The organism is Streptomyces sp. Tue6028 (assembly GCF_002300165.1).
Lineage (GTDB): Bacteria > Actinomycetota > Actinomycetes > Streptomycetales > Streptomycetaceae > Streptomyces > Streptomyces siamensis.
The window spans coordinates 397,863-422,787 of record NZ_MLCE01000012.1 but is presented as its reverse complement, the minus strand read 5'-3'; the positions used below and the strand labels follow the sequence as shown (position 1 = coordinate 422,787).

The 24,925-nt window shown below is 73.2% G+C and carries 12 protein-coding genes and 1 pseudogene; 2 read left to right on the top strand and 11 right to left on the bottom strand.

The window, feature by feature from the left end:
- Positions 1-65: 65 nt before the first annotated feature.
- Positions 66-929: pseudogene (locus BKI49_RS11400) on the top strand (alpha/beta fold hydrolase); the annotation flags it as partial.
- 386 nt (positions 930-1,315) lie between these two features.
- Here the strand turns inward: BKI49_RS11400 and fxsT are convergent.
- From fxsT to BKI49_RS11350, 11 genes are all read right to left on the bottom strand, one after another.
- Positions 1,316-5,251: an FxSxx-COOH system tetratricopeptide repeat protein gene (gene fxsT / locus BKI49_RS11395; RefSeq protein WP_095934110.1), complete on the bottom strand. Its 3,936-nt coding sequence runs from the start codon at positions 5,249-5,251 to the stop codon at positions 1,316-1,318.
- Positions 5,248-6,561 (bottom strand): TIR-like protein FxsC, encoded by a 1,314-nt coding sequence (locus BKI49_RS11390; RefSeq protein ID WP_179332402.1) that lies wholly within the window; start codon positions 6,559-6,561, stop codon positions 5,248-5,250. Before BKI49_RS11390 ends, fxsT begins: the two co-directional genes overlap by 4 nt.
- Before the next feature lie 93 nt (positions 6,562-6,654).
- Entirely contained in the window at positions 6,655-7,428 is a 774-nt protein-coding gene (locus tag BKI49_RS11385) for an AAC(3) family N-acetyltransferase (RefSeq protein ID WP_373557532.1), read from the bottom strand.
- Positions 7,425-9,581, bottom strand: coding sequence for a radical SAM/SPASM protein FxsBH, inactivated beta-hydroxylase extension form (gene fxsBH / locus BKI49_RS11380; RefSeq protein WP_095934108.1), 2,157 nt, complete (start codon positions 9,579-9,581; stop codon positions 7,425-7,427). Before fxsBH ends, BKI49_RS11385 begins: the two co-directional genes overlap by 4 nt.
- 143 nt (positions 9,582-9,724) lie before the next feature.
- Entirely contained in the window at positions 9,725-9,907 is a 183-nt protein-coding gene (locus tag BKI49_RS35010) for a hypothetical protein (protein WP_028800985.1), read from the bottom strand.
- A gap of 222 nt (positions 9,908-10,129) precedes the next feature.
- Complete coding sequence (locus BKI49_RS11375; protein WP_095934107.1) at positions 10,130-11,761, bottom strand: GAF domain-containing protein; 1,632 nt, start codon at positions 11,759-11,761, stop codon at positions 10,130-10,132.
- A gap of 24 nt (positions 11,762-11,785) precedes the next feature.
- Positions 11,786-12,823: a rod shape-determining protein gene (locus BKI49_RS11370; protein ID WP_095934106.1), complete on the bottom strand. Its 1,038-nt coding sequence runs from the start codon at positions 12,821-12,823 to the stop codon at positions 11,786-11,788.
- A gap of 142 nt (positions 12,824-12,965) precedes the next feature.
- Complete coding sequence (locus BKI49_RS11365; RefSeq protein WP_095934105.1) at positions 12,966-17,816, bottom strand: SAV_2336 N-terminal domain-related protein; 4,851 nt, start codon at positions 17,814-17,816, stop codon at positions 12,966-12,968.
- Complete coding sequence (locus tag BKI49_RS11360) at positions 17,806-18,819, bottom strand: AAA family ATPase (RefSeq protein ID WP_095934104.1); 1,014 nt, start codon at positions 18,817-18,819, stop codon at positions 17,806-17,808. Before BKI49_RS11360 ends, BKI49_RS11365 begins: the two co-directional genes overlap by 11 nt.
- A 43-nt stretch (positions 18,820-18,862) precedes the next feature.
- The gene (locus BKI49_RS11355) at positions 18,863-20,650 is read right to left on the bottom strand and encodes a VMAP-C domain-containing protein (RefSeq protein WP_095934103.1); all 1,788 of its coding nucleotides are present in this window, start codon (positions 20,648-20,650) and stop codon (positions 18,863-18,865) included.
- Positions 20,647-21,000: a CU044_2847 family protein gene (locus BKI49_RS11350; protein ID WP_095934102.1), complete on the bottom strand. Its 354-nt coding sequence runs from the start codon at positions 20,998-21,000 to the stop codon at positions 20,647-20,649. The genes BKI49_RS11355 and BKI49_RS11350 overlap by 4 nt, the downstream gene beginning before the upstream one ends.
- Positions 21,001-21,278: 278 nt before the next feature.
- On the opposite strand from BKI49_RS11350, the gene BKI49_RS11345 reads away from it, so the two are divergent.
- On the top strand, positions 21,279-24,899 hold the full coding sequence (locus BKI49_RS11345) for a S8 family serine peptidase (RefSeq protein WP_095934101.1): 3,621 nt from the start codon (positions 21,279-21,281) through the stop codon (positions 24,897-24,899).
- Positions 24,900-24,925 lie beyond the last annotated feature (26 nt).

The window sequence follows — 24,925 nt, the reverse complement described above, 5'->3', positions numbered from 1 at the left end:
AAGGCCCGCTGGGCAGGGATGGGGCAGCGTTTGTCCCGGTCCATGGACCGAGGAAGGGGGGCGCTGTGCGCGATCATGTGCGGACGGCGGACGGACGGCAGCTGCGCGTGGAAGTCTCGGGGGATCCAGGGGGGCGCCCGGTGTTCCTGCTGCACGGGATGCCCGGCAGCAGGGTCGGACCCAGGCCGCGTTCCATGTTCCTCTACCAGCGCGGCACCCGGCTCATCAGCTACGACCGCCCCGGGTACGGGGGATCCGACCGCATGCAGGGGCGCCGGGTCGTCGACGTGGTGCAGGACGTCACCGAGGTCGCCGACGCCCTGGGGATCGACCGGTTCGCGGTGGCCGGGCGCTCCGGCGGCGCCCCGCACGCGCTGGCCTGTGCCGCGCTGATGCCGGCGCGGGTCACCCGGGCCGCCGCGCTCGTCGGGCTGGCGCCGCGGAACGCGGAGGGGCTCGACTGGTTCAAGGGAATGGCGCCGTCGAACGTCAACGAGTTCCGGACCGCGTTCACCGACCCGGAGCGCTTCGTGGCCCGGCTGATCCCACGGTCGGCCGCCATCCGCCGCGATCCCGTGCGGCTGCTGGAGGAACTGCGGCACGACCTCACCGACGACGACCGGCAGATCGTCTCCGACAACACCATCCGCTCGATGCTGCTGCGCAACTACCGTGAGGCGCTGCGCACTTCGCCGTACGGGTGGATCGACGACGCGCTCGCGCTGACCGGGAACTGGGGCTTCGACCCGGCGGACATCAGGGTGCCGGTGCTCCTGTGGCACGGGGTGAAGGACGTGTTCTCACCGGCTTCGCACTCCTCGTGGATGGCGGCGCGGATTCCCCGTGCGACGGCCGTGCTGGAGCCGAGCGCGGCGCACTTCGCCGCGCTGCGGGCCCTGCCGAAGGTGCTGACGTGGCTGCTCGCCGATGTGCCGGTGTGGCCGGCGCACCGGCGAGGGCGGGGGGCGCACTCCGCTGCTGTGCCGGGTGCTTCCGTGCCGGGTCCTTCTGTGCGGGGCGCTTCCGTGCCGGCTCCTTCCGTGCCCGTGCCTGATGTGCAGGTCTCCGGGGGCTGCCGCCCCCAGGCCCCCGCATCGGCCTGAACGGCCTCGTCCTCAATCGCCGGACGGGCTGAGACTCGCCCCGCGTGCCTGGGCGGGCGTCCTGTGGTGCGGGGCGGGCTGAGGGTTGCCCCGGGTGCCTGGGCGGGCGTCCTGTGGTGCGGGGCGGGCTGGGAGTTGCCCCGTTCGCCCGGGCGGGTGCCCTGCGGTGCCGGGTGGGCCGATGTGGCCGTCCGGCACCGCACGGGCGCCGGTCACACCGCCAGCGGTTCCAGGTCCCGGTAGATACGGCGGCCCTCCGCCGCCACCCGGGTCATGCCGTTGTCGTCGCCGAGGCGGTCGCGCAGCTCCGACAGTGCCTCGTCGCGCAGCCGCCCGGCCTCGTCCTTGCGGCCGAGCTCGGCGAGCGTGAGGCCGTAGTTGGTGACGACGGCGAGCGTCTCCGGGTGGTGCGGACCGAGGACGGTACGCAGGGTGACGACGGCCTTCTCCTCCAGTTCACGGGCCTCGCCGAGCTGACCCTGGTCGGCGAGGACGTTGGCGTAGTTGATACCGGTGAACAGGGTGTGCGGGTGCTTCTCGCCGAGCACGTCGCCCATGCGGCGCAGCACTTGGCGGAACACGGTCTCCGCCTCCTCCGCGTCGCCGCAGCCCCAGTGGAATATCCCCAGGTTGTTGAGGGCGGCCTGGGTGTACGGATGGGCCTCGCCCGGCACCTTCATGTACTCGGTCAGCGCCTCCCGGGCGACATCGCGCGCCGCCTCCCGCTCGTCGGCGGCGAAGAGGTCGGCCGCCATGTTCAGATCGCAGGCGAGCGAGTCCGGCGTCGGCGCCGGGTACTGCGCCCGGTACTGCGCGCGGGTGGCCGTCGTCAGCCGGCGCGCGTCCTCGAACTGACCTGCCCTGCGCAGCGACACGGCGAGCGACTTCGCGCAGCTCAGCGTGCCCGGGAAGTCCTTGCCGAGGATGCGTTTGTGGGCGTCGTAGGCGCGGGAGAGCAGGGAGACCGACTCGGTGTACCGGCCGACCTCGCGCAGGTCGCGGCCCAGCCGGGCGGCCGAGGCCAGCGTGTACGGGTGATCGGGGCCGAGGACCTCGATGCGCCGGTCGTAGGTGTCCTGGTCGATGGCGCGGGCCTCGCCGTACCGGCCGACCATACGGAGCGCCAGCGCGAGGTTGTTGGCCGCGCTGAGGGTGCGCCGGTGCGACTCGTGGAAGATCTGGCTGAAGCCCTCGTGCGCCTCACGGGCGAACTCCACCGCCGACCCGTACACACCGAGCGCCGCGAGGTCGCTGGCCAGGCCGGACATGGTGACGTACGTGTGCGGGTGCGAGGGGCCGAGCACGCGCTTCTGGCGTTCCAGGAGCTCGGTGTTGATCTCCCGGGCCTCCACGTAACGCCCCTGCGAGCGCAGGATGTTGCCCAGCTGGCAGCGCAGGTACAGGTACTGGACGTCGTCCTCGCCGAGGGCCGGCTTCCAGTGTTCGAGGAGGTCCTCGGCGAGCGCCTGGGCGCCGGCGAACTCGCCGCGCTTCCAGAGGTAGCGGACGCGGTCGATGAGCAGCCTGCGGGTCGGCGCCTCGGTGCAGTTGCGGGCGTCGGACGCCGACAGGTGCGGCCAGATGACCGCGAACCTCGCCCAGGTCTCGGGGTCGTCGATGGGTTCGTCGCCGTCCGGCCGGCAGCCCGCCAGGACCGTGTGCACGATGTGGCGGGCGTGCCGCTGCTCCTCCTCGGTGAGCTGGGAGCGGATCACCGCCTGCACCAGCCGGTGGACCTGGATGCTGTTGCTGACCTGGTCGACCTTGGCGAGCGCGAACCGGCCGATCTCCCGGATGACCCGGCCGAGCAGCAGACTCTCCTGGAGGGCGGGGTCGTAGGGCCTGAGGGCGTCGATCATCTCCTTGCTGTAGAGCAGGTGGACGGAGATCGGCTCGGCGGCGAGGAACGCGCACAGCTGGAGCAGCCGTACCGAGGCGGGGGAGTTCTCCCGCAGCCGCGCTATGGAGATGTTCCAGGTCGCGGCGACCGTCTTGGGGTAGTCGGCGGGCTGGTTGAGGTCGAGGACCTCGGTGGTCTGCTCGGCGAGCTGGCGCAGGTAGTCGTCGATGGGCGTGGCCGTCTCGGCGAGCCAGGCGGCGGCCTGCTCGACCGCGAGCGGCAGGTCGCCCACCGCGGTCGCCACCTGGTCCGCCTCCTCGGTGGTGAGCCCGGAGGCGCGGCGGGTGAGGTGCTCGATGCTCTCCTCGCGCAGGAACACGTCGATGGGCAGGGAGGCGCCCTCCTGCGCCCAGGCCTGGTTGCGCGACGTGACGAGGATGTGCCCGCCGCCCCCGGTGGGGAAGAAGCGGGTGAGCTTCGCGGGGTCGTCGGCGTTGTCGAAGACCAGGATCCAGCGTTTGGTGGGCGCGCCGCGGCCCAGCATCTGCACGGCCTCCTGGCTGGCCACGTTGATGTCCTCGCCGCCGGGCGCGCCGATGCGGGCGGCGAGTTCGGCCAGCGAGGAGACGACGTTGCCGGGGTCCTCGGCGGAGATCCACCACACGAGGTCGTAGTCCGCCATGAAGCGGTGCACATACTCCAGCGCGACCTGTGTCTTGCCGACGCCGCCCAGCCCGAACAGCGCCTGGGGCTGCGGCAGGACGACCGATATGCCCCCGCTGAGCTGGTCGCGGACGTGGTCGAGGATGACGTTGCGGCCGGTGAAGGTGTTGTTGCGCTGCGGGGCGTTCCAGATGCCCGGCGTGCTGCCGGGGAAGCGGGGGCCCGAGGGTCCGCTGTCGAGGGGACGGCCCGGCAGCTCCAGGACGTTCAGCAGCGAGGAGATGCACTGGGCCTCGTCGAGGCGGTGCAGGTCCACCGGGTTGCGGTCGAGGTAGGAGTCGGGCAGCCGGACCTCGTCGACCCGCAGTGCGATCAGCGGGCTGTGCGGGGTGTCCGGGTCGGTCTCGGTGAGGGTGCGCCAGACGGCGTCGGCGTAGCGGGACTTGCGGAAGGCGTTCGACAGCAGCACGAGGGTGCGGGTCGCCGGGTCGGGCTGCTCGACGGGGCCGGTGGAGATGTCGTGCGGCACGACGTTGCAGCCGGCCCGCTTCAGGAGCGCTTCGGTCCAGTCCGCCCACATGCGGTTCTCCGCCGCGTACACGATGGACACGTCGGCCACGGACGTCATCGGCCGGCGCCGCAGGAACGCGTCGCGGCAGCGCAGCCGCACCGGCTCCGGCACCGGCGGCAGCGAGGTGACCTCGCCGTCCGAGATGACGGCCGTGAGCCGCTCGAAGGCGGACAGCAGCGAGTTCGCGATGCCGCTCTCGTCGCCGACGGTGGCGAGGGTCTCCTCGTACGCGTAGTACGGGCGGTACGGGATCTCGACGTTCCCCCAGTACGCGGTCATCTCCTCGAAGGCGAGGTCCTCGCCGCCGAGGCCCTTGGGCAGTCCGTCGAACTTCATCCGGGCGAGCGCGCGTCCCGCGTCCACCTTCTCCTTCTCGCCCTCGTCGATGCGCATCGGCACCGGCAGCACCCGGATCTTGCGGTCCCGGTAGCCGTCCTCGACGCTGCGGGCCACGGCCGCCGCGCCGTCGAGGGACTGGTCGCTGAGCGTGAAGCAGTCCACGAGCACGTCGGGCATCTGCATGGTGCAGATGTCGGCGTTGTCGGACAGCCCGGTGCGGCTGTCGATCAGGACGTAGTCGTACGAGCCCTTCATGTCGTCGCGCAGCGCGTCGAGGAACTGACCGCCGCCGAGGCGCTCGTAGAAGTTGTCCCATTCGAAGGACGACACGGTCGCGGAGTACGAGCGGTCCTGGCGCCCGGCGGACAGGAAGTCGAGGGAGCCGCCTTCCTGGAAACGCAGACCGAGCCGCTCCGGGGTCAGGGAGATGGCGTGCGGTTCGACGCGCGCGTAGTCCAGGTGCCAGGGCCCGGTTCGCTGGGTACCGGTGGTGGACGCCCAGGCGTACTCGTTGATGATGTCGATGACGCCGGTGGTGGCCGCGAGCGCGCTCAGGTCCAGGAACGGATGGAAGAAGCGGTGCAGGCCCGGGGCCTCCAGGTCCCAGTCGACCGCCAGTACGCGTTTTCCGTTGGCGGCGAGGATCCATGCGGTGTTGGCCAGGGCCATGGTGCGGCCCGTGCCCCCTTTGTACGAGTAGAAGGTGATGATGCGTCCGTCCTGCACGGCCGTCATGCTTCTTCTCCTCCGTCGTCGGCTCCGCCTTCGTCCAGTGGCGGTTGGATGGGGCCCAGCAGGCGGGGCCTGCGGATCGGCGGGCCCGCGGGCGGATGCGCCTCCGCGTGCTTGAGGTACTGCCGGGTCGCGTGCGCGACGACGGCGGGCAGTACGTCGGTGAAGGCCTTCAGGGTCGGGACGCCGTTGACGGCGACCCGGCAGTCGGCGCGCCGGCCCCGGTCCAGGATCAGCGGCAGCGTCTGTTCGAGGTCCGCGGCCAGCTTGCGGCCCTCGTCCCCGTGGCACTGGATGTCGGCACGGTTCCAGGGAACGATTGCGCTCACCCAGGGCCGGGCGTTGGCGTCGAAGGCCGCGAGTCTGCGCTTGCGTTCCTCGTCGGTCAGCGCCCAACGGTCGACCAGCAGGATGCCGGGGTGACTGGGCGCCGCCTTGTCGGAGTCGTCCGCCACCAGGTTCTCGCCGGTGTCCTCGTCGTCGAAGGACGACACCGTGATCCGGTAGTCCAGGGAGCGGATCAGCTCCTCGGCGAGCGCGGGCAGCGAGCGGGTGGACTCCGAGTGGTACGGGTTCCAGTCCTGGGCGTCCTCGCCGTAGGGCCGGGTGTCCCGGTGCTCGGGGATGCTGTGCCGGGTCGGCGCGGCCACGGTCAGGTGGATGCGCCGGGGACCCTCGCCGCGCGGCTTGAACGCGCTGGGCGTGCTCTCGTAGGGGCGGGGCCTGCTGGACGGCAGCGGCGACTCGTGGGCGAGCCGCACGATCCGCTGGGCGAGCCCGAGCACGGTCTCCTCGTACTCGTCGTGCAGCCGGTTCAGCTTGATCAGGCCGTAGATCCCGTTGGCCGCGTACCGGTCGCCGAACTGCGCCTGGTCGACATGGATATGCCGTACGGAATCAGGGAGTTGGGCGTAGTCGATATGCGTCCACAGCGCCGGGACGATGGCCGACATGGCGCCGGCACCGGTGGCCCGCGCCCGTACGATCCGCTCGTTGAAGGCGAACCATTCCCGGCCGCAACTCTCACTCGTGAAGTACCGCGGCGAGAACAGCGGCACGAACACCCGGCACGTCGCGAGATTCTCGCTGAGTTTCTCCGGCCAGCCGTCCCCGGCGCGCATCTCGCGGTCCATGAAACCCGCGGGCGCGCCCGCGGGCAGATCCGTGAGCGCCATGATGTGGTCGCACAGGTCCGTGAACAGGACGTGCACCCAGTGGTCCGGATCGCCGCCGCCGGACCCCCACGCCGGTGTGTGGGCGTAACTCAGGAAGAAATACGGCCGGTTGTCCGATGCCCGTTCAGGTATGTCCACGCGCCCCCCTGCCTGTGGATGTGCCCCTACGGGATGTTCACCTGGCCGGAACCCACAATCTTCCCGACCGAGCGCCCGCACGGGTCGCCTCTTTCACGTCAAACCATGTCGATATCCAGACATCTGGACACCCGCCAGGTCGACGGCCTTCCGCACCCCGAAGAGCAGCACCGCTCTCCCCGCCATTTCCCGTTCCGTCCAGAGATCACGCGGCAGGCGCGCCCCGATCGCCCCGAAGTCCCCGTCGTCCAGCACGATGTCCTCGTACGCCGTCCAGCGGCCCGGACCGCCCACCACACAGTGGTAGGACCGCCGGGCGGGCGCGGGACGCAGCCGGTACTCGGCGAGGTGGAAGGCGCTGCACACCTCGAACCCCACCCGCAGCAGCAGGACGTGTGCGTCGGCCGCGTACAGCTTGGCCATCGGGGACGTCTCGCCGAGGTGGCAGTGCGGGTCGTGCCCGCCCAGCAGTTCCGCGGCGCGCGGGCCGAGACCGGCCAGCGAGGTGTGCGGATGCCCGCTGCGCACCGAGCCCGGTGTGGTGCGCACGCACTCGGCGAGCACACCCATCGTCGGACAGGGCGTCGTCGCCGGGTCGAACGGCGGCACCGACGCCCGGAACACCGCCTCCTCGCTCTTCGACATGGTCGCGGTGAGCGTCTTGTACGCACGTGAGGTGAACGAGTTCTCCGGCGTGAAGGTGGGCACGACGAGTGTGCCGTCGGGACCGAGCGCGTCGAGCAGTCCGTCCCGTACGTCGGCGGCGTGCACCCCCGCACCGCCGAGCGAGGCGTGCACCATGAGGACGCCGCCGGGGCGCACTCCCAACTCCGTGAAGAACTCCGCCAGTTCGGGGCGAGAGGTCACGACAGGACCGCCCACTCCGCGCGCAGCTCCTCGGCCAGCACCATGCCGGTCTCGGTGAGTTCGTCCTTCGGGCGTTCGCCCAGCTGCTCCAACGCACGCTCCGCGCGGTCCAGCGCGGCCGCGCGCAGCGCCGCGTCGCCGGCGAAGTACGTGGCGTTGCCGAGCGCCCGGCTGGCCTCGTCGAGCAGCCGGCCGGCACGGTTGCCGGGCACGTTCAGGTCGGCCGTCCCGCGCAGCGCGGTGAGACGCGCCCGCCGCCCGGTGCGCGGCAGTTCCCGCACGAACTCCTCCGGATCGAAGTCGACGGCCACCCCGAGCGCGCCGAGACCGTGGGCTCCGAGCCGCACGCCCGAGCCCTCCTCCAGCGGGGTGACCGTGGTGACCAGCAGCGCGTTCGCGTCGGTGCGCCAGCCGGGCGCGCGCTCGTCCATCAGGTCGAACGCCGTGCGCAGCCGCCGGGCGAACGCGTCGAGCGGGCCGGGGCCGAGCGGCGGCGCGACGGGCACGGGGAAGCAGTCGCGCAGCGGATCGGCGTCGTCGAGGAGCAGGACGGTGCCGTCCGTCAGGGTCGTGGCGGGCAGCGGGCGCCACACCGAGGGGCCGTCCTCGGGAGCGCGCTCCTCGCCGGTGTGGGTGCGCACCCGCAGCCGGCCTGCGGTGACGGAGACCTCGACATGTCCCGGTTCGGGGAGGGTGAGGGTGCCCAGGGTGGGCAGATGCAGCTCGCGGGTGCTCTGGTGCCAGCGGAGTTTGAGGTCGGCGCCGGCGCGGACGGCGACGGCGGCGATCGCCGAGGCGAGCGGCGCCGGGCCGTCGAGCCGGTCGTGCAGGCTCTCCTTGAGCGCGGTGGACAGATAGGGGTGGGCGAGGACGTCGTCGACGTGGGCCGGGCCCTCCGGGCTGCCGTCGAGGTCCAGCAGGGCCCGCCACATCTCGTCCCAGTCCTCTTCCCCGGTGTGCCGGGCCATCGCGCGGGACAGCGCGTGCCGGATCGACTCGCCCTGCGCGAACCACAGCTCACCGCTGTCGTGGACGGCCGGGCTCAGCGCGCGGTCGGTGGTCCGCTCGGCGATGCCGTCGACGAGCGCGCGCAGGTCGGCGCAGAAGACGGACGGATTGTCGAAGCCGCGGCCGGTGCTGTACCGGTGGGCGTAGAGCCCGCCGCCGCACGACTCGACGACCGGGCAGCGCCTGCAGGTGGAGCTGATCCCGGCCAGGCCCAGCTGACGTGCGCGCACGCCGGGGTGCCGGGCGAGCTCCCCGAAACTGTGCTCGAACACGTCGTAGCCCGTGGCGGGTGCTCCGGCATAGGCCGTCTTCAGCGAGTCGGCCTGCTCGAAACTGCCGTCGGTCTCCACCACCGCCAGGTCGCTGGGCGCGAGCCCCATGGCCTCCGTCAGGCTCGGACCGCCCCGTAGGGTGCTGAGGACCGATTCGAAGGTGCGCACCGCCACGGTGCGGCCCTGTTCATCCCACCGGTCGAAGATCCGGAGCAGCCACCGGGCGTAGGCGGTGGGCGAGTCGACGGGTCTGTGCGGTGGGCTGTCCCAGGTCGAGTGGGGCAGCAGGTAGTCGATGCGCGGCGGCTCCAGCGCGACCAGCGCGTCGTGCACCGCCACGGGGTCGTTGGCCACGTCCACGGTGCACAGCAGGCCGCTGTAGAGGTGCCGGTACTCGGGTCTGCGTAACAGGGCCAGCGCGCGCAGCACCCGGTCGTAGCTGCTGCGGTGCCGGCGGTCGAGCCGGTGCCGGTCGTTCGCGGCGCGGTCTCCGTCGAGCGAGACACTGACCTTGACGCCGAATTCCCGGAACACCTCGAGATGCCGGGTGTTCAGCTGGACGCCATTCGTGTGAATGCGGAGATCGAGTTCCGTGACCTCGCCGAGAGTGCGTGTGAGTTCCGCACAGATGTTTCTCATGCGAACGGGTCCCACGAGAAGTGGTTCGCCACCGTGAAGGATCACGGAAACGGACGGGAGTTTCTGCTCCTCGGCATACTGCGCGAATCTTCGGGCGACAATCCCGAGTGTTTCCTCGGAAATAAAGGTGGGGCGCCCTTTCCAGCTCTGGTCCGCATGCTCGTAGACATAACAGTGATCACAGGCGAGGTCGCATCGACTGTGGATCTTGAGAACCAGCTGCTGAAGCTTCACTTGGTGAAGGGTAGTGCCGACAGCGGGCTGCTTGTACCGCGAACTCCCAGATCTTTCAAGCCGGTTGACGCCTCCGGCGCACGCGGACGGGCGCACCGGGCGGCTTCCGCGCCGCCGGATGCGCCCGTCCGAAGTCTGTGGGGCTAGAGAGCCGAGTCGAAAGTGATCGGCTTCGTGGGGCGCCGCCCGGGGATGTCCGTCACTCGTCCGGCCGACCTCACCGCGGCTGTTCCGAGCGGGTCGATGGCCGACAGGGGGGTGTGCTGCTTGCGCACGGGCCGGGCGGCGACGGGGCGGCGCGTCGTCGGCATCACCGAAACGTTCATTTGAGGATTGTCCACTCTTGGATAGGGGAATACTGCGTCCACCGCGGACCCTACCTGAGATCGGCGGACCCTACCCGAAAACAACGACAAGAGGCGAGCACTTCGTCTGAAGCGGCCTAAAAACGCCTTGGCCGGTCGGGACCTGTGAGCCGCGACAAGTCGCAGCGGGCGGTTGAGCCGTCCGGGGCATTCGAGGACGTGAGTTCGCCGGGTGCCACGACGTCACAGTGGTGACTGCCAGGTGACGGTGTTGTTCGCGCCGTCCCCGCCCGCGCCGCGCCCGCCGGTCGCGGCCTCGTCCCCGCCCTCCTCGCCGCCGCCCCCGCCCTCCTCGCCGCCGCCCCGGCCCTCCTCGCCGCCGCCCCGGCCCCGACCGCTCGTGCGGTCCGCGCCTGTGGGGATGTCGTGGTCCGTACCCGTGGGGGTGCCGTGGTCCGCTCCCGAAGGGACGCCGTCCACCGCACCGTCGTCGCGCACGGTCAGCCGGACCCCGGGGCGGCCGTCGGGCAGCGTCGCGGTCACGTCGACCGTCACCTCGATCCACGACACCCCGGCGCGGCGCGTGGCCGCGGCCAGCGCCCGGCGCAGCGCGGCCAGGAGCTGCCCGGCCACACGCTCCGTGAGCCGGCTCTCGACGGGACCGGTGAACCGCGCGGACGGCCGGAAGCCGACCACCGCCGCCGCGCCGGCGGCCTCGCGCAGCACCTTTCCGCGGAACGTGGTGGGGGCGTCGGCGGGCGGCTGCTGCAAGGCGAAGATCGCGGTCCGGACCTCCTGGACGGTCGCCTGCAACTCGTCGACCGCCCGGCCGAGCATCACGGACACGTCCTCGCCGCCCGCCGCGGCGCTCCTGCGCCGCGTGGACTCCAGCATCATGCCGGTCGCGAACAGCCGCTGTACGACGAGATCGTGCAGATCCCGGGCGATGCGATCGCGGTCCTCGTACACCGCGAGCCGCTCACGGCGGTGCCGGGCGTCCGCGAGGACCAGGGCCAGCGCGGCCTGAGAGGTGAACTGCGTGGCGAGCAGCCGCTCCACCGGGGTGTACGGCCGGCCGCCGCGGGTGCGCGGCAGGGCCAGCGTGCCGATCAGGCGGCCCTCCGCCTGGAGGGGGAGCATCATGCTCGGCCCGAACCTGGTGCGCACATGCGTCGTCATCCGCGGGTCCGTCGCCGAGTCGTCGATGAACACCGGCTCACCGCTCAGGAGCTGATCCAGCACGGGGCTGCCGGGCGCGATGGTGGCGCCCACGATGTTCCCGGGATCGCCGAGCACGGACGCGGTCACGATCTCCATGCCGCCCGCCCGGTCGGGCTGGAGGATGACGCCCGCCGTGGCGCCGGCGAGGACCCGGGCCCGTTCGGCGACGATCGCCAGCGCGTCCGACGCCTCGTCGGCGGTCAGCAGCGCGGTCGTCACGGCGGCGGCACCCTCGATCCAGCGCTCGCGCTGCCGTGCCGTCTCGTACAGGCGGGCGTTGGCGATCGCGACGCCGGCCTGGGTGGCGAGGACCCGCAGCAGTTCCTCGTCCTCCTCGGTGAACGGCCCGTCCGGCTTCCCGGCGAGCCAGAGGTCGCCGAACACCTCGTCGCCGATGCGCAGCGGAACCTCCAGGCGGTCACCGGTCGGTACCGCGGGGCCCTTCTCGGTGCCGGGCGCGTACGGACGCGCCGCACGGATCTCGACGAGCCCGTCGTGGCCCGGATCGTTCATGCCCAGCGCCGCGTAGCGCGCACCCGTCAGCTCCGCCGCGCCGTCCACGATGCGCTGGAGCGTCGCGCGCAGATCGAGGTCGGTGCCGACGCTGAGGACGGCCTCCAGCAGGGACGGGAGGCGGGGGACCGGATCGGTCATGCGGCGCCCTCGGCGGTCGGGCCGTCAGCCCGCCAGCGGGTCCAGGACCATCGGCTGGATCATGCCCTCCAGCATGTAGCCCAGCCCCTGCACGGCACAGATGTCCGGCCTCTCCGCGATGTGGACGGGCATCCCCGTCGCCTGCCGGAGCATCTGGTCCAGCCCGGGGAGCAGCGCGCTTCCGCCGACCATCATGATGCCGCGGTCGGCGAGGTCGGCGACCAGGTCCGGCGGGCACACGCGCAGCACCTTGCCGATGCCGTCCAGCACGGCGGTCAACGGCGTCTGGATGGCGTTGCGCACGGCGGCGGTGTCGACCCGCACGGAGCGGGCGAGGCCGGTCGCCACGTCCCGGCCGTGGATCTCCGTGGACGTCGGGCCCTGAGCGGTGAGCCCGTTGCCCGAGAGGGCCAGCTGGAGGGGGCGTACGGCCTGGCTCGGCAGCATCAGCTCGTGCTGGTGGCGCAGGTGCTGCACGATCGCGTGATCGACGGCCTCGCCGCCCACCGGGACCCGCTCGGCGGTGACGATCGAGCCCAGCGACAGCACCGCGAGCTGCGTCGCGGCGGCACCGCACACCATGACCATGGTGGCCTCGGGCTGCTCCACGGGCAGTCCGCAGCCCACGGCCGCGGCGATCAGCGTGTCGACGAGCTCGACCCGCCGTGAGCCCAGCCCGACCAGCGTCTCCACGGTGGCGCGCTGCGCCAGCGGGTCCGCGTCGTGCGGGGTGCAGGCGGCGGCCCGCAGCCGCGGCTTGCGGCGCAGCGTGCGGCGGACCTTGTCGCCGAGCAGCTGACGCAGCATCCGCTGGGCCATCTCGATGTCGACGACCGTGCCGCCGGACACCGGCCGCACCACACGGATGTAGTCGGGCGTACGGCCCGTCATCTTCTCGGCGAACTCGCCCACCGCGATCAGCGCGCCCGTCCTCGTGTTGATCGCGGCGACACTCGGCTGGTCGACGACCAGACCCGCGCCCTTCACGTACACCCGGGTCCGCGCGGCGCCCAGGTCGACGGCGAAGTGGCAACGGCGCAGCTGCTCCAGACTGGCGGTCATGGCAGGTCCTCCGAGAGCGCAGAGCGTGGCCCGCCGGGCGGCGGTCCTCTTTCGCATCGTGCGCGGGCCGCCGGGGCGACGCCTTCTGTGGGGGGCCGGGCGGGGTGCCGCTGGACGGGTGGTCCTGGGGAAGGACACGCGTCTAGGAGGTACGCACCTCATCGAGAACCGGTTCCAGGGACGTGATGATCCGCTCGCAGCCCGCCCGGGTCAGCCGCCGCTCCACCCCCGTCTGCCGGGTGAGGCCGACGAAGGGGAGGCCGACGGCGTCCGCGGCGGTCAGTTCGGCGACGGTGGATCCGATGAGCAGAGCCTCATGGGCGGCGACCCCCAGTTCGTCCAGGGCGCGCCGGAGGCAGTCGGGGTCCGGCATCAGCAGAGCGAGGTCGTCGGACCGTCCGTGCACTCCGCCGGTCACCGAGTCCGCCAGACCCCTGGACGTCAGGTACGACAGGACGGCGCGCCGCGAGGCGTTCGTGACGACGGCGGGGCCCCGGCCGGTGTCCGCGAGCGCGCGGACCAGGGAGTCCGCGTACGGGACGGGTGACGCCGAGGCGGCGGCTGCCGCCTCCAGCCGGTCCAGCCGTCGCCGCAGTTCGGGCCCGGACCGGTGGTCCGCGAACGCGCGCAGCAGGTCGTACGGATCGGCGTATCCCTCAAGAGGCGGTGTGGGTGCGCCCCCGCCCGGCAGGGAGGTGCCGCTCAGGGCGTCGTCGGGACTGCGCAGTTCCACGAGGAGCGTGGCGAGCTCGCGGTTCACGGCGTCGCGCTGCACGCCGCCCCACAGCCGGGCCAGGGTGCCGTGGAAGCCGAGGAGCACACACACGGCGTCGCCCAGCAGGGAATCCGCGGGGTGACGCCCCGCCCTCCCGTCCGGCGCCGTGCGCTCCACCGGCTGCTCCACCGGCTGCTCCACCGGTTGGGGAGGCGGGGCCTGCGACGCCGGCGCGCCCGGGCGCAGCCGTACCGAACACCCGACCGACAACCCCGGCACCGGCCATCTGCGCAGCCCGTCGTGCACCGCCCGCTGGGCGGCGCCCGCGCGCGTCAGCGGATGGCGCCTCGTGATCCGTCCGGCCTCCCTGACCAGGTGGTCGAGGAGCAGTCCGGACACGTCGGTGGCCTCGCTGCGGACGAATGCCACCGGGTCGTCCACGTGCCAGGACAGCTCGGCCGACGCGGCGAAGGCGCCGCGCCCGGAGCTGGGCAGGTGCAGCTCATGCGTGGTCCCCTGCGCGGTCAGGTCGACCTCGTAGTACGTGATCAGGTACCGAGGCGGGCGCTTGCCGAGGGGCCGGCCGGGGTCGAGGAGCGTCAGCGAACCGTCGGGTTCCGTGTGCACGACGGCCGCGCGGCCCTGCTCGGGGACGCGGATCCGCTCGATCTCACGTTTGGTGAACGGACCGCGCACCAGGTCCCGTTCGGCCGGTTCCGGTGCCCGCTCCGGCAGGTCCAGCGGGTAGTACCAGGCCACGGGCGGGCCCGATCCCTCCCAGCGCAGGGGGAGGAAGGAGGCGTCGGTGACGGCCGTGCCGCCGCCCATCAGCTCCTCGTGCAGCGGAGGGGACAGGACGATGACGACGTCGCGGCCGGAGCCGACGTCGGCGGTCAGGGTCGCGGCACGGTCCGCGGGCGTGAACTGCGCGGTGTGCCAGAACGTGACCGACAGCCGCGGCGGATCCTCCATCTCCAGCAGGGCGCCCGGCAGTTCACGCATGACGGCGTGCAGCGCGGTCAGTACGGACGCCTCGGGCTCGGTGATCACGAGGTAGCCGTTGTCGCGGGCCAGCAGCTCGTAGTCGCGGGGGGCCATGTCGCTCAGCGAGAGCAGCCAGGCCAGGGTGCGGCCGACGGCGCTGTGACTGCGGGGCTGCCGGGCCTGCTCGCCGGGATCGAGGTACTCGACGACGATGGTGGGCCGGGCGCGTTCCGGGGCGCCGCGCAGCTCGCGGTACAGCTCCAGCATCGTCGCGCTCGGCTCGCCGTAGGGCTCGCTCGCCTCCTCGAAGGCCTCGTACGACTCGATGGCCTCGGCGATCCGGCCCTGGCCCTTGAGGGCGAGGATGTGCAGCCGCCGGAAGTCCTCCCGCCGGGGGTGGGAGCGGAGCAGTTCGGTGAGGTCGGCCGCCGCGCGCTCGAAGCGGCCGAGCTCCAGGTCGAGTTCGGCGCGGGTGGCGCAGAGCGTGAGGCGCAGGGCGCGCAGGCGGCCGCGGGTCGTCTCGGCGGCGGGTCCGGGCACGCCGTCGACGGGCTGGCCCTGCCACAGGGCGAGCGCCTCCCGGACGGCGGCGCGCGCGCCCGCCGGGTTCTGCTCGTCCCGGAGGGCCTTCGAGCGGGCGATCAGCTCCTCGCAGCGGTTCAGGTCGACGCCTCCGGGGTCCGCGAGGAGGGCGTAGCCGTCCGCCGTGGTGGCCAGCACGCCGGGGCCCAGGGTCCTGCGCAGACCGGCCGCGTACGTAGACAGCAGCCGCGCCGCGCGCTGCGGGCGCCGACGCCCCCACAGGCCCTGGATCAGTTCCTCGTGCGTCACCGTCCGCGCGCGGCGCAGGAGCAGCATGCACAGCAGCGCCTGTTCCCGGGGCGCACCGGCGGCCAGGGGGCGGCTGCCCTGGCTGACCCGCACGGGGCCCAGCACGCGGTACCGGAACCGGGCGGCCTCCCCGGCCTGGAGGACCTGGGCGAAGGAGGGGGTGAGGAAGAGGTCCCTGCCGCGTCGCTGGGCCTCCAGGTCCGAGGAGGTGAGCGGGGTGAGGGCGTCGTCGAAGAACGCCCTGAACTCGCCGGGGATCGCGCCGAGTTCGGGTGCCGAGTCGCCTCCGGCAAGCCGCCGCAGCAGATGGCCGAACCGGCTCAGGTCCTTCGACTGGTCGGGTGGCTGCTCCGCGTCCAGCGCGAAGTGGGTGATCTTCACGGTGCCGTCCGGCGCGACGAGCAGCGCGTTCGGGGTCAGCCGGCCGTGGGCGACGCCCTTCTCGTGCGCGGCCCGCAGACCGTCCGCCACCTGCTGGGCCAGGGGCGCGAGCAGCGAGAAGGGCAGCCCGAAGCCGCCCTCCGCCGTCAGCTCGGCGACGGTGAGGCCCTCCACGAACTCCGTGACGAGACAGGGCAGTCCGTCGTCGATCCCGTAGTCGCGCACGGCGATCACATGGGCGTGCCCGACGGCGGCGAGGGCGCGTGCGCGCTCCAGGAACAACGGGTGCCGTGCGGGAGGCGCGGGATACTGGTGCACCGTCACGGTCAGGTCCGCCTCGGTGTCCATGGCCTGCCACAGCGCGTGTCCGCCGCTCGTCCCGAGCCGCCGCACCAGCCGGTACCGGCCGAGCACCAGCCCTCCGGAGCGCGGTGGCGTCGCACCGCCCAGCCTCCTGAGGCTCTCCTCCCGCACCGTCGCGATGGGCTCGCCGCCGCCCCGCTCGTCCCCGCGCCCGGGGGCGAGCACGGGAAACTCCCCCGCGGCCACCCCGGCCCGGACGTCGATCAACGCGCCCACCCGGGAGAGGAGTTCGGCCGTGCGGGTGTGCGCGGTGCGCGGCAGTGTGCCCAGCAGGAGCTCGCGGACGCCGGGACGGAAGGCGTACGAACCGGGCGGGCCCGGTGTGCTGCTGAGCACTCCGCTGAGGATGACCTCCGCCAGGTGCTGCGGCCGCGGACTGGGCTCGATCGCGGCCTGGACCAGCCGCATGACGGGCAGTTCGGCCCGGCCGACGGCGAGATGCCCGGCGAGGCGGAAGGCCTCGGGAGAGGCGATGGACCGGAAGCGGAGGACCAGTTCCTCCGGGGAGAGTTGCTCGACGTCGCCGCGGCCCTGCTCGTCCAGCGGGGCGGGCGGGGGAGCGGGGTCCAGCAGCGCCACCGAACCGGGGAGCTGACCCGAACCGGCCACCAGCGCCGACCAGTTCGCCAGCCAGGGCGCCGAGGGTTCCAGCACGGGCAGCGGCAGCGGCGCGGAGCCGTGCGGGTCCGTGACGGCGTAGGAGTCCACGGAGTAGGCCGAGTTGGGGGCGGCGGGCCACGGGGCGGAGATCCGGGCGGTCGTCGCCGGGAGGGCGGTGGTGCGCCACAGGCGTTCGGGCAGCGGCTGGAGCACGGCCACCGGCATCCGGGCCGCCCAGCGGCGCAGCGTGCGATACCAGCGGGTGCCCGGCGGCCCGCCCCGCCACTGGGGGCCCATGCAGTCGCTGACCAGCAGGGTGACCGTGCGCCCGTCGGCGTACGCCTCCTGCGAGCCCGGTCGCCGTACCGTTCCGCCGGCGGTGAGCCGGTGCAGCTCCACCGTGCGGAAGACGCCCGACTGGGCCAGCGCGGTGTGCAGTTCGCGGACGAGCGGGCGCCAGACGGGCATGGTGGGCCCGGTGTCGTGCACCAGGTGCAGGGTCAGCCAGCGTTCCGTCGCCGGGCGCAGCACGGGCATCCACCAGGGCGGTGCGGCGCCGAGCCGGGCGATGCGGTGCGCGGTCTCCTCCTCGTCGAGTTCCTGGCCGACGGGCGCGGGCACCCGGCGCTTGAGGGGCCGCAGGGTGCGCTGGAGCGCGAGCGGGTGGGGCAGCATCGGGGGCGCGGGGGCGAGGAGCGTGGTGTGCGGACCGTCGTCGTCGCCGGGTCCGCCGCTGTCGGCCGTGTCGCCGCCGGGCAGCAGGAGGGGGACACGGTCCTCGGAGTGCCCCGGCCCTGGGGGCGGTTCGGCCTCTGGGCCCGCCGGGGGCGCGGGCGGTGGCGGGCCGGCCGGCGTGGGTGCCTCCGGCGCGGCCGGGGTGCCGGCGGGCTCACGTCCGGCGGACTGCGGCCGGGGCGCGCGCCCGGGCGTCGAGTCCCCTTCGGCATGCCCCGCGAGCCACAGCAGCTCGGCCAGTTCCACGGAGCCCGGCGGCTCCCCGCCGGTGACCTCCCCGAGCAGCCGGGCGAGCGCGGCGGGTCCCGCCGCGGGCCCCTCGCCGGCGGCCGTGCCGTCCGAAGTGCCGGGCGTGCCCGTCGCGTCGGCGGGGTCAGAACTCATCGTCGTCCTGGGTGCGGCTCAGATACGGCATCAGCTGCTCCGCCAGGTCGTCCCGTGACGCGGCGTCGACGCCCGCGGCCCCCGTCAGGTAGATGGCGTTCAGGAGCTGGTCCGTGGCGAGTTCACCGCCGGTGCCGCGGGAGAGGAAGCGGGTGATCAGCTCCCGGGCGTAGGCGTCGGGCTCGCCGAGGTGGGCCCGGACGATGGCTTCCAGGTGGGCGTCGCGCGGCTGGTGGAGTTCGAGGCGGACGCAGCGGCGCAGGAAGGCGGGCGGGAACTCGCGTTCGCCGTTGCTGGTCAGCACCACGAAGGGGAAGGCCCGGCAGCGGACGCGGCCCCGCAGGATCGCGACGCGGTCGTCCGTACCGGCGGTCATCACCTCGGCGGCGGGTGTGTGCCGGGCCGCGCGGACCAGCTCGGGGATCTCGTACTCGCCCTCCTCCAGGATGTTCAGCAAGTCGTTCGGGAGGTCGAGGTCGCTTTTGTCGATCTCGTCGATGAGCAGCGCCCGGGGGCGGCGGTAGGGCAGGAGGGCGGTGCCGAGGGGGCCGAGGCGCAGATGGTCCTGGAGCCCGTCGTCCGCGGACGGTTCGTGCGCGGCGGCGCGGCCCGCGGCGTACAGACGGGACAGCGGGTCGTACTGGTAGAGCCCGTCGCGCAGGGTGGTGCGGCTGGTGATGTTCCAGCGCAGCACGGGCCCGAGCCGCAGCTCGCGCGCCACCGCGTACGCGAGGCTCGACTTCCCGCTGCCCGGCGGGCCGGTCACCAGCAGCGGCCTGCGCAGGTACAGGGCCGCGTTGACGAGCTGGACGGCGCGGTCCGTGGCGCGGTAGGTGCGGGCGCGGTGCCTGCGGTCCGGGGAGGCCGCCGAGGTGTCGTCGTCCACGGCGGGCGTGTCCAGCTCGGGGCCGCCGTCGAAGTCGCGCCACGGTGGCGGCGCCGGCAGCTTCGCGATGCCGTCGTGCGGCTCGCTCCCACCCGTGTAGACGGGCCACAGGGACATGGTCTCTCCTCGTTAGCGGGCCGGCCGGACGGCGGACGGGTGTTCAGCCGACGGGCGAGTGCAGATAGCCGACGGGGTCGGGCAGGCATCTGGGGTCCTCCCACAGCAGCGCAAGGTCGTACGCCCAGTGCGGTTCGGACGCGTCGGCGGCGTACGCGGCCTCGCGCAACTCATGTATGTGGGAAGGAAGTTCGGACGGCGGAAGGTCCGCGAGGTGTTTCGCGAGCCGGTCCAGGAACGCGGCGCCCGTGCAGTCCTCGTGCGCCGCCCCGCGATGGTCCCCGCGGCACCCGGTGCGGGGCCAGAACATCACCGGCACCGCCGCGTTCAGGCTCGCCTGGAACAGCCGCCGGGTGCCGCCCGCGCGGGGCGGGGCCGCGAACCCCACCATGTCCGCGCCGCGTCGCAGCCCGATCGTCAGCCGCACCGGGTCCTGGCCGAGGGCCCCGCAGCCGATGCGATGCAGCCGTGCCGCGGGCTGCGCGTCGAGGCGCTGCCACTTCTGCAGCAGTTTGTGCTGGAGTCCGCCGCTGCGCCGCCGCTCCAGGTCCATCACGACGAGCGGGGCGAAGGAGCCGAGCGGGCTGTCGTCGTCGGCGCTGCGCTGCCAGTGCGCCACGTCCGTGTTGAGCCAGCGGCGGGGCAGGACGAACGCGATCAGCTCCCGGGCCTCCGGCTCCAGTTCGTGGTAGGCCTCGTCGATGCGCTGGAGGGCGTAGCCGCGGACCCGGTCGGCGGGCAGCGCGCGCGAGCCGACGACCCGGCGGTGCCGGCCGGTGTACGCGGACACCTCGACCAGGAAGTGGTGGTCGCCCGAGCCGCTCGGCGCGATCTCGACGAGGATCGGCGACCAGGGCTGCCGGTCCGCCGCCGGACGGTGTGCCGCCGGGGGACCGGGCCGCGGGGGCCCGGGGTGACGGTCCTGCGGCCGGGACGGCCAGGCCCGCAGCGCGCCGCGGGCCGGCGCGTCCTCCACGAAGTCGGCGAGCCGCGTGGCGAACCGGGCGACGGCGCCGGTGTCGGGCACCTCGGAGAGCAGGTACCAGGCCGCGTCCCACAGCGAGCCGAACCGCCGGGCCGGCAGCGGCGGCCCGAACGGTCCCACCGCGTCGCTGTAGAGCCGCTCGGGGCTGCAGTCGGGGCGGCCCTCGAACTCCGGGCCGCGCCCCTGCACCAGTTCCCGCAGGCGTTCCTTCTCCGCCCGCCCGTACTCCGGCGTCGGGATCAGCTCGCCGAGCCGCGGCCAGTAGCGGGCCATGACGTGCGCGGGCAGCATCCGCCCGTTGCGGATCTGGGGGTCCCGCGCGGCGGCGGAGACCATGCCCACCACCCGGCCGGTGTCCGCGAGGGTGACCGCGGCGCCGCTGAACCCCGGTACCAGGGGCTGGCCGTGGGCCGCCCACGCCTCCAACTGGACCCACTCGCCCGCGATCAGCTGATCGGCCGTGGCCCGGTACTCGGCGAGCGTCCCCTCCTCGTACCGCTTGGGGAAGCCGTACGCCAGGAGCCTGCGCGGCGGGTCCCCGTACGCGTCGGCGGGGGGTGCGAACCGCGCGGGCTCGACGGCCACGGCGCGGTCGAGTTCGAGGACGGCGACGTCACCGGGGTCCGTGTCGCGGCCGTCCCAGCCGCCGTGCGCGACGACCTTCGCGGGCAGCCCGTCGCCGTCGTGCCCGTCCGGCACACCCGGTCCGAAGCGGACGCGCACCTCCGCGGTGCCGCTGCGCGCCACCACGTGCGCGCAGGTCAGCACGTGCCGCTCGGTGACGAGGAACCCGGCACCCGTCTCCCGCCCGCAGCTGATCCTGGCGTGCCACGCGGCGCTGCTCATGACTGTGCGGCGGTCTCCGCGGAGCCGGAGCCCCCGGACTGTCCCGGCGACCAGGAGAGCTTGACGACGAGATGGCCCTCGACGGCGCTCTTGGCGATCAACGCGCCCGCCTCCGCGGTGAGTCTGACGCCGAACTCGATCTCCACGGCATCGGGGTTCAGACCGTCGCGGAACACCCGCAGCGCGGAGCGGGCGGCGGCCCGTACGCCCTCCAGCGAGCCCTCGAAGGTGCGGGCCGCCTGCACGGTCCCGTCGTCCCGCGCGACCAGCCGCGATCCGGTCCCGTCGTCGACGCCCTCGACGACGACCAGCGCACCCTCGTCCGTCTTGAACTCCACCAGTCCGTCCATGGCGCCGGCTCCCCCGTCCGTCGTGACCCTCGGCCGTCCCCATTGTTACGGACGGTGCTCGGGGCTGTCCCGGTTTCTGCGGCTCGTACCCGCCTGTCCTGGCGGGAAGCCGCCAGGGCGCCTTCCCGCCAGGTCGCGTCAACTCCCCTGCAACACAAGCCCCCTGACACTCTTCGCAGCGCCCGTCCCGCACGGGGAGGCAGAGCGGGAGCGGCGCCGGGCACAGCGGAAGCGGAGAACGGACCCAGCCGGAGCAGAGCCGAGCAGAGAGGGCAGAGATGACGACCAGAGGACCAGCGAGACGCGGGGCGGCGCTGTTGTCGGCCGGGCTCGTGCTCGCCCTGCTGCCCACGGGGCGGGCGGGCGCGCTCGGCACCCAGATCGCCACCCCCGAGCCGGCGAAGGCGGCGTCCGCCGCCCGCACCGTCACTCTCGTCACCGGCGACAAGGTGACCGTCACCGATCTGGGCGGCGGGAAGAAGACCGTGTCCGTCGAGCGCCCGCGGGGCGCGACCGGCGCGGTGCGCACCCAGGTGGCGAACGGCGCCGTCACCGTCGTACCGGACGAGGCGCTGCCCTACCTGCGGGCGGGCACCCTGGACCGGCGCCTGTTCGACGTGAGCGAGCTGATACGTCAGGGGCTGACCGACCGGCAGACGCACGAGCTGCCGCTCATCGTGACCTACGACCGCAAGGCGCGCGCGGCCACCCCGTCCGGCGCGGAGCGGACACGGGAGCTGCCCAGCATCCGCGGCGCGGCCGTCGACGCGGACAAGGGCCGCACCTTCTGGCGGGCCGTGACCCGCCAGGCGGGCATCGGCAAGGTCTGGCTGGACGGGCGCGTGAAGGCCGACATGGCCGAGAGCAACGCCCAGATCGGCACCCCGAAGGCCTGGGAGGCGGGGCTCACCGGCAAGGGCGTCACCGTCGCCGTCCTCGACACCGGTGTCGACGCCGACCATCCCGATCTGGCCGGGCGCGTCTTTCGGAGCAAGAGCTTCATCGAAGGACAGGAGGTCGCCGACCGCAACGGGCACGGCACCCATGTCACCTCGACCGTCGGCGGCAGCGGAGCCGCCTCCGACGGCAAGGAGCAGGGGGTCGCGCCCGGCGCCACGCTCGCCGTCGGCAAGGTCCTCAGCGACCAGGGCTCGGGCAGCGAGTCGCAGATCATCGCCGGCATGGAGTGGGCCGCGCGCGACGTGCACGCGAAGGTGATCTCCATGAGCCTCGGCTCGACCGAGGCCAGCGACGGCACCGACCCCATGGCCGAGGCCGTCGACACCCTCTCCGCGGAGACCGGGGCGCTGTTCGTGATCGCCGCGGGGAACACCGGCGCGCCCTCCTCCATCGGGTCGCCCGGCGCCGCCGATTCCGCGCTCACCGTCGGCGCGGTGGACTCCGCCGACGAGGCCGCCTACTTCACCAGCGCGGGACCGCGCTATCGCGACAACGCGCTCAAGCCCGACCTCTCCGCCCCCGGCGTCGACATCCTCGCGGCCCGCTCCGGACTCGTCGAAGGCAGTGGCCCCTACACCTCGATGAGCGGTACGTCGATGGCGACACCGCACGTCGCGGGCGTGGCCGCACTGCTCGCCGAGAAGCACCCGGACTGGTCCGGCGCCCGGCTCAAGGACGCGCTGATGTCGACGTCGGAGCAACTGGACGCGTCCGCCTACGTGCTGGGCGCGGGCCGGGTCAGCGTGCCGGACGCCGTCGACGCGGAGGTCACCGCCACCGGCAGCGCCGACCTCGGCTTCCACAGCTGGCCCTACGAGGACGACAAGCCCGTCACGAAGACCCTGACCTACGCCAACTCCTCTGACCAGCCCGTCGAGTTGGCGCTCACCGTGCAGGGCGGCCCCGACGGGGTGGCCTCCCTCGCCGACCGGGCGCTCACCGTGCCCGCGCACGGCACCGCGTCCACGACGGTGACCGGCGACGCCGGCGAGGCGCCCGTGGGCAACACCTCCGGGCAGATCGTCGCCTCGGTCGCCGGCACCCCCGTCGCCCACACCGTGTTCGGGCTGGTCAAGGAGGAGGAGCGGTACACGCTCACCGTCCACGTCAAGGACCGCGACGGGTCGCCGACGGCGGCCGACCTCGCGGTGCAGCAGCTGGCGCAGGGCGTCGACCCCTATCCCGTGACGGTCGGCGACTCCGGCACCCTGGAACTCCGCCTGAAGCCCGGCACGTACAGCCTGACGTCCTTCCTCGACGTGCGCGGCAGCCGCGGCGCGGACTCCCTCGGCCTCGGCTTCCTCGCCGCCCCCCAGCTACAGCTCGACCGCAACCGGGAAGTCACCCTGGACGGAAGGCAGTTGAAGGAGGTCCGTGCGAGGGTCGACCGGCGCACCGAGACCCGGCAGCTGCTGATGGAGTACGACCGCAGCGGCGGCGGCTCCGACCTGTTCGGTGCGGTCGAGGTGCCCGTCAAGTACGACAGCGTGTTCGCCGCGCCGACCGGGAAGGTCACCGAAGGCGGCTTCGAGTACCGCACGGTGTGGCGGCTGGGCAAGCCGTTGCTGGAGGTCGACGGCGTCCGCGAGGCGGTCGTCCAGCCGGGCGGCACGTTGATCGAGGGACGCAGCAGGCTGCCGCTGGCCGACGTGGGGACCGGGCCGTTCACCGGTGTGCGCGGCAAGGCCGTGCTCGCCCGCCTCGCCGACGGCGTCGAGCCCGCCGCCCTCGCCCAGGCCGCCCAGGACGCGGGAGCGGCGGCCCTGTTCGTCACCGACGACACCGCGGGACGCCTCAACGCCTGGTTCGGCACGGACGACAACACGGACCGGCCGCTGCAGATCGCCACGGTCGACACCGCGGACGCGGCACGGCTGCGGGCGGCCGGACGGGTCGACATGACCGGGACGCGCAACACGCCGTACGTGTACGACCTCGCGCAGGGCCACCCGGGCGGCGTCCCGCGCGGAGACCTCACCTACGAGCCCGGTGCCCGTGAACTCGCCGTGCTGGACACCCGGTTCCACGCCGCGAAGCCCGTGTCGGGCAGCGAGTACCGCTACTCGATCACCGACACCTTCCCCATCGGCATCGGCTTCCAGGAGCGCATCGACTACCCGGCCGAACGGACCGACTACGTCTCCACGGGCACCGGGCAGCTCTGGCACGAGTCGGTGAACGTCGGCGCGGGCGCGCTGGAGGAGCGCAGCGGAGTCATCGCCTACCGGGGCGGCACCCGGACCCCGCTCGACTGGTTCAAGCCGGTCTGGCACCCGTACCTGGGCACCGGGCTCGGCTGGGGGCAGCAGCGGTCGGGCAACGTGATCCAGTTCAACACGCCCGGCTGGGGCGACTCCGGGCCCGACCACACCGGCTTCGGCGACGTGTGGAGCGACGACAGCGGGATGACCCAGTTCACCGAGGTGTACCAGGACGGCACGCTGGTCGACCGCAAGACGAGTTCCGGCGCCTACGTCTGGGACGCGCCCGCCGACGAGCACACCTACAAGGTCGTCACGGACACCACCCTCGACCCCGACCGCTGGAAACTGTCCACCAAGGGCCACTCCGAGTGGACCGTACGGTCGGCGGCCACCCCCGACGACCGCTGGACCTTCCTGCCGCTCCTCAACCTCGGCTACGACATCGACACCGACCTCGCGGGAGACGTGCGCGACGGCCGAGTGCCGGTCGGCCTGCACGCGGAGTACGTGAAGGGCGCGCCGGACACCGGGACCATCGGCGGCGCGAAGCTGGAGGTGTCGTACGACGACGGCCGGACCTGGAGGACGGTCCCGCTGTCGAGCGGCACGGCGTCGTGGAAGGGGACGCTCAACGTGCCACGCGGCACCGCGTACGTCTCGCTGCGGGCCTCCGCCGCCGACGACCGGGGCGGCTCGGTGAGCCAGGAGATCATCCGCGCGACCGGGGTGCGCTAGCCACGACCGGGGTGCGCCGGCCACGT

What these genes read in the sequence shown, in the direction of transcription:
- BKI49_RS11350 (WP_095934102.1), bottom strand. Translation starts at nt 21,000, where the DNA reads ATGGACGGACTGGTGGAGTTCAAGACGGACGAGGGTGCGCTGGTCGTC.
- BKI49_RS35010 (WP_028800985.1), bottom strand. Translation starts at nt 9,907, where the DNA reads ATGAACGTTTCGGTGATGCCGACGACGCGCCGCCCCGTCGCCGCCCGG.
- BKI49_RS11370 (WP_095934106.1), bottom strand. Translation starts at nt 12,823, where the DNA reads ATGACCGCCAGTCTGGAGCAGCTGCGCCGTTGCCACTTCGCCGTCGAC.
- BKI49_RS11375 (WP_095934107.1), bottom strand. Translation starts at nt 11,761, where the DNA reads ATGACCGATCCGGTCCCCCGCCTCCCGTCCCTGCTGGAGGCCGTCCTC.
- BKI49_RS11360 (WP_095934104.1), bottom strand. Translation starts at nt 18,819, where the DNA reads ATGTCCCTGTGGCCCGTCTACACGGGTGGGAGCGAGCCGCACGACGGC.
- BKI49_RS11345 (WP_095934101.1), top strand. Translation starts at nt 21,279, where the DNA reads ATGACGACCAGAGGACCAGCGAGACGCGGGGCGGCGCTGTTGTCGGCC.
- BKI49_RS11365 (WP_095934105.1), bottom strand. Translation starts at nt 17,816, where the DNA reads ATGAGTTCTGACCCCGCCGACGCGACGGGCACGCCCGGCACTTCGGAC.
- fxsT (WP_095934110.1), bottom strand. Translation starts at nt 5,251, where the DNA reads ATGACGGCCGTGCAGGACGGACGCATCATCACCTTCTACTCGTACAAA.
- BKI49_RS11355 (WP_095934103.1), bottom strand. Translation starts at nt 20,650, where the DNA reads ATGAGCAGCGCCGCGTGGCACGCCAGGATCAGCTGCGGGCGGGAGACG.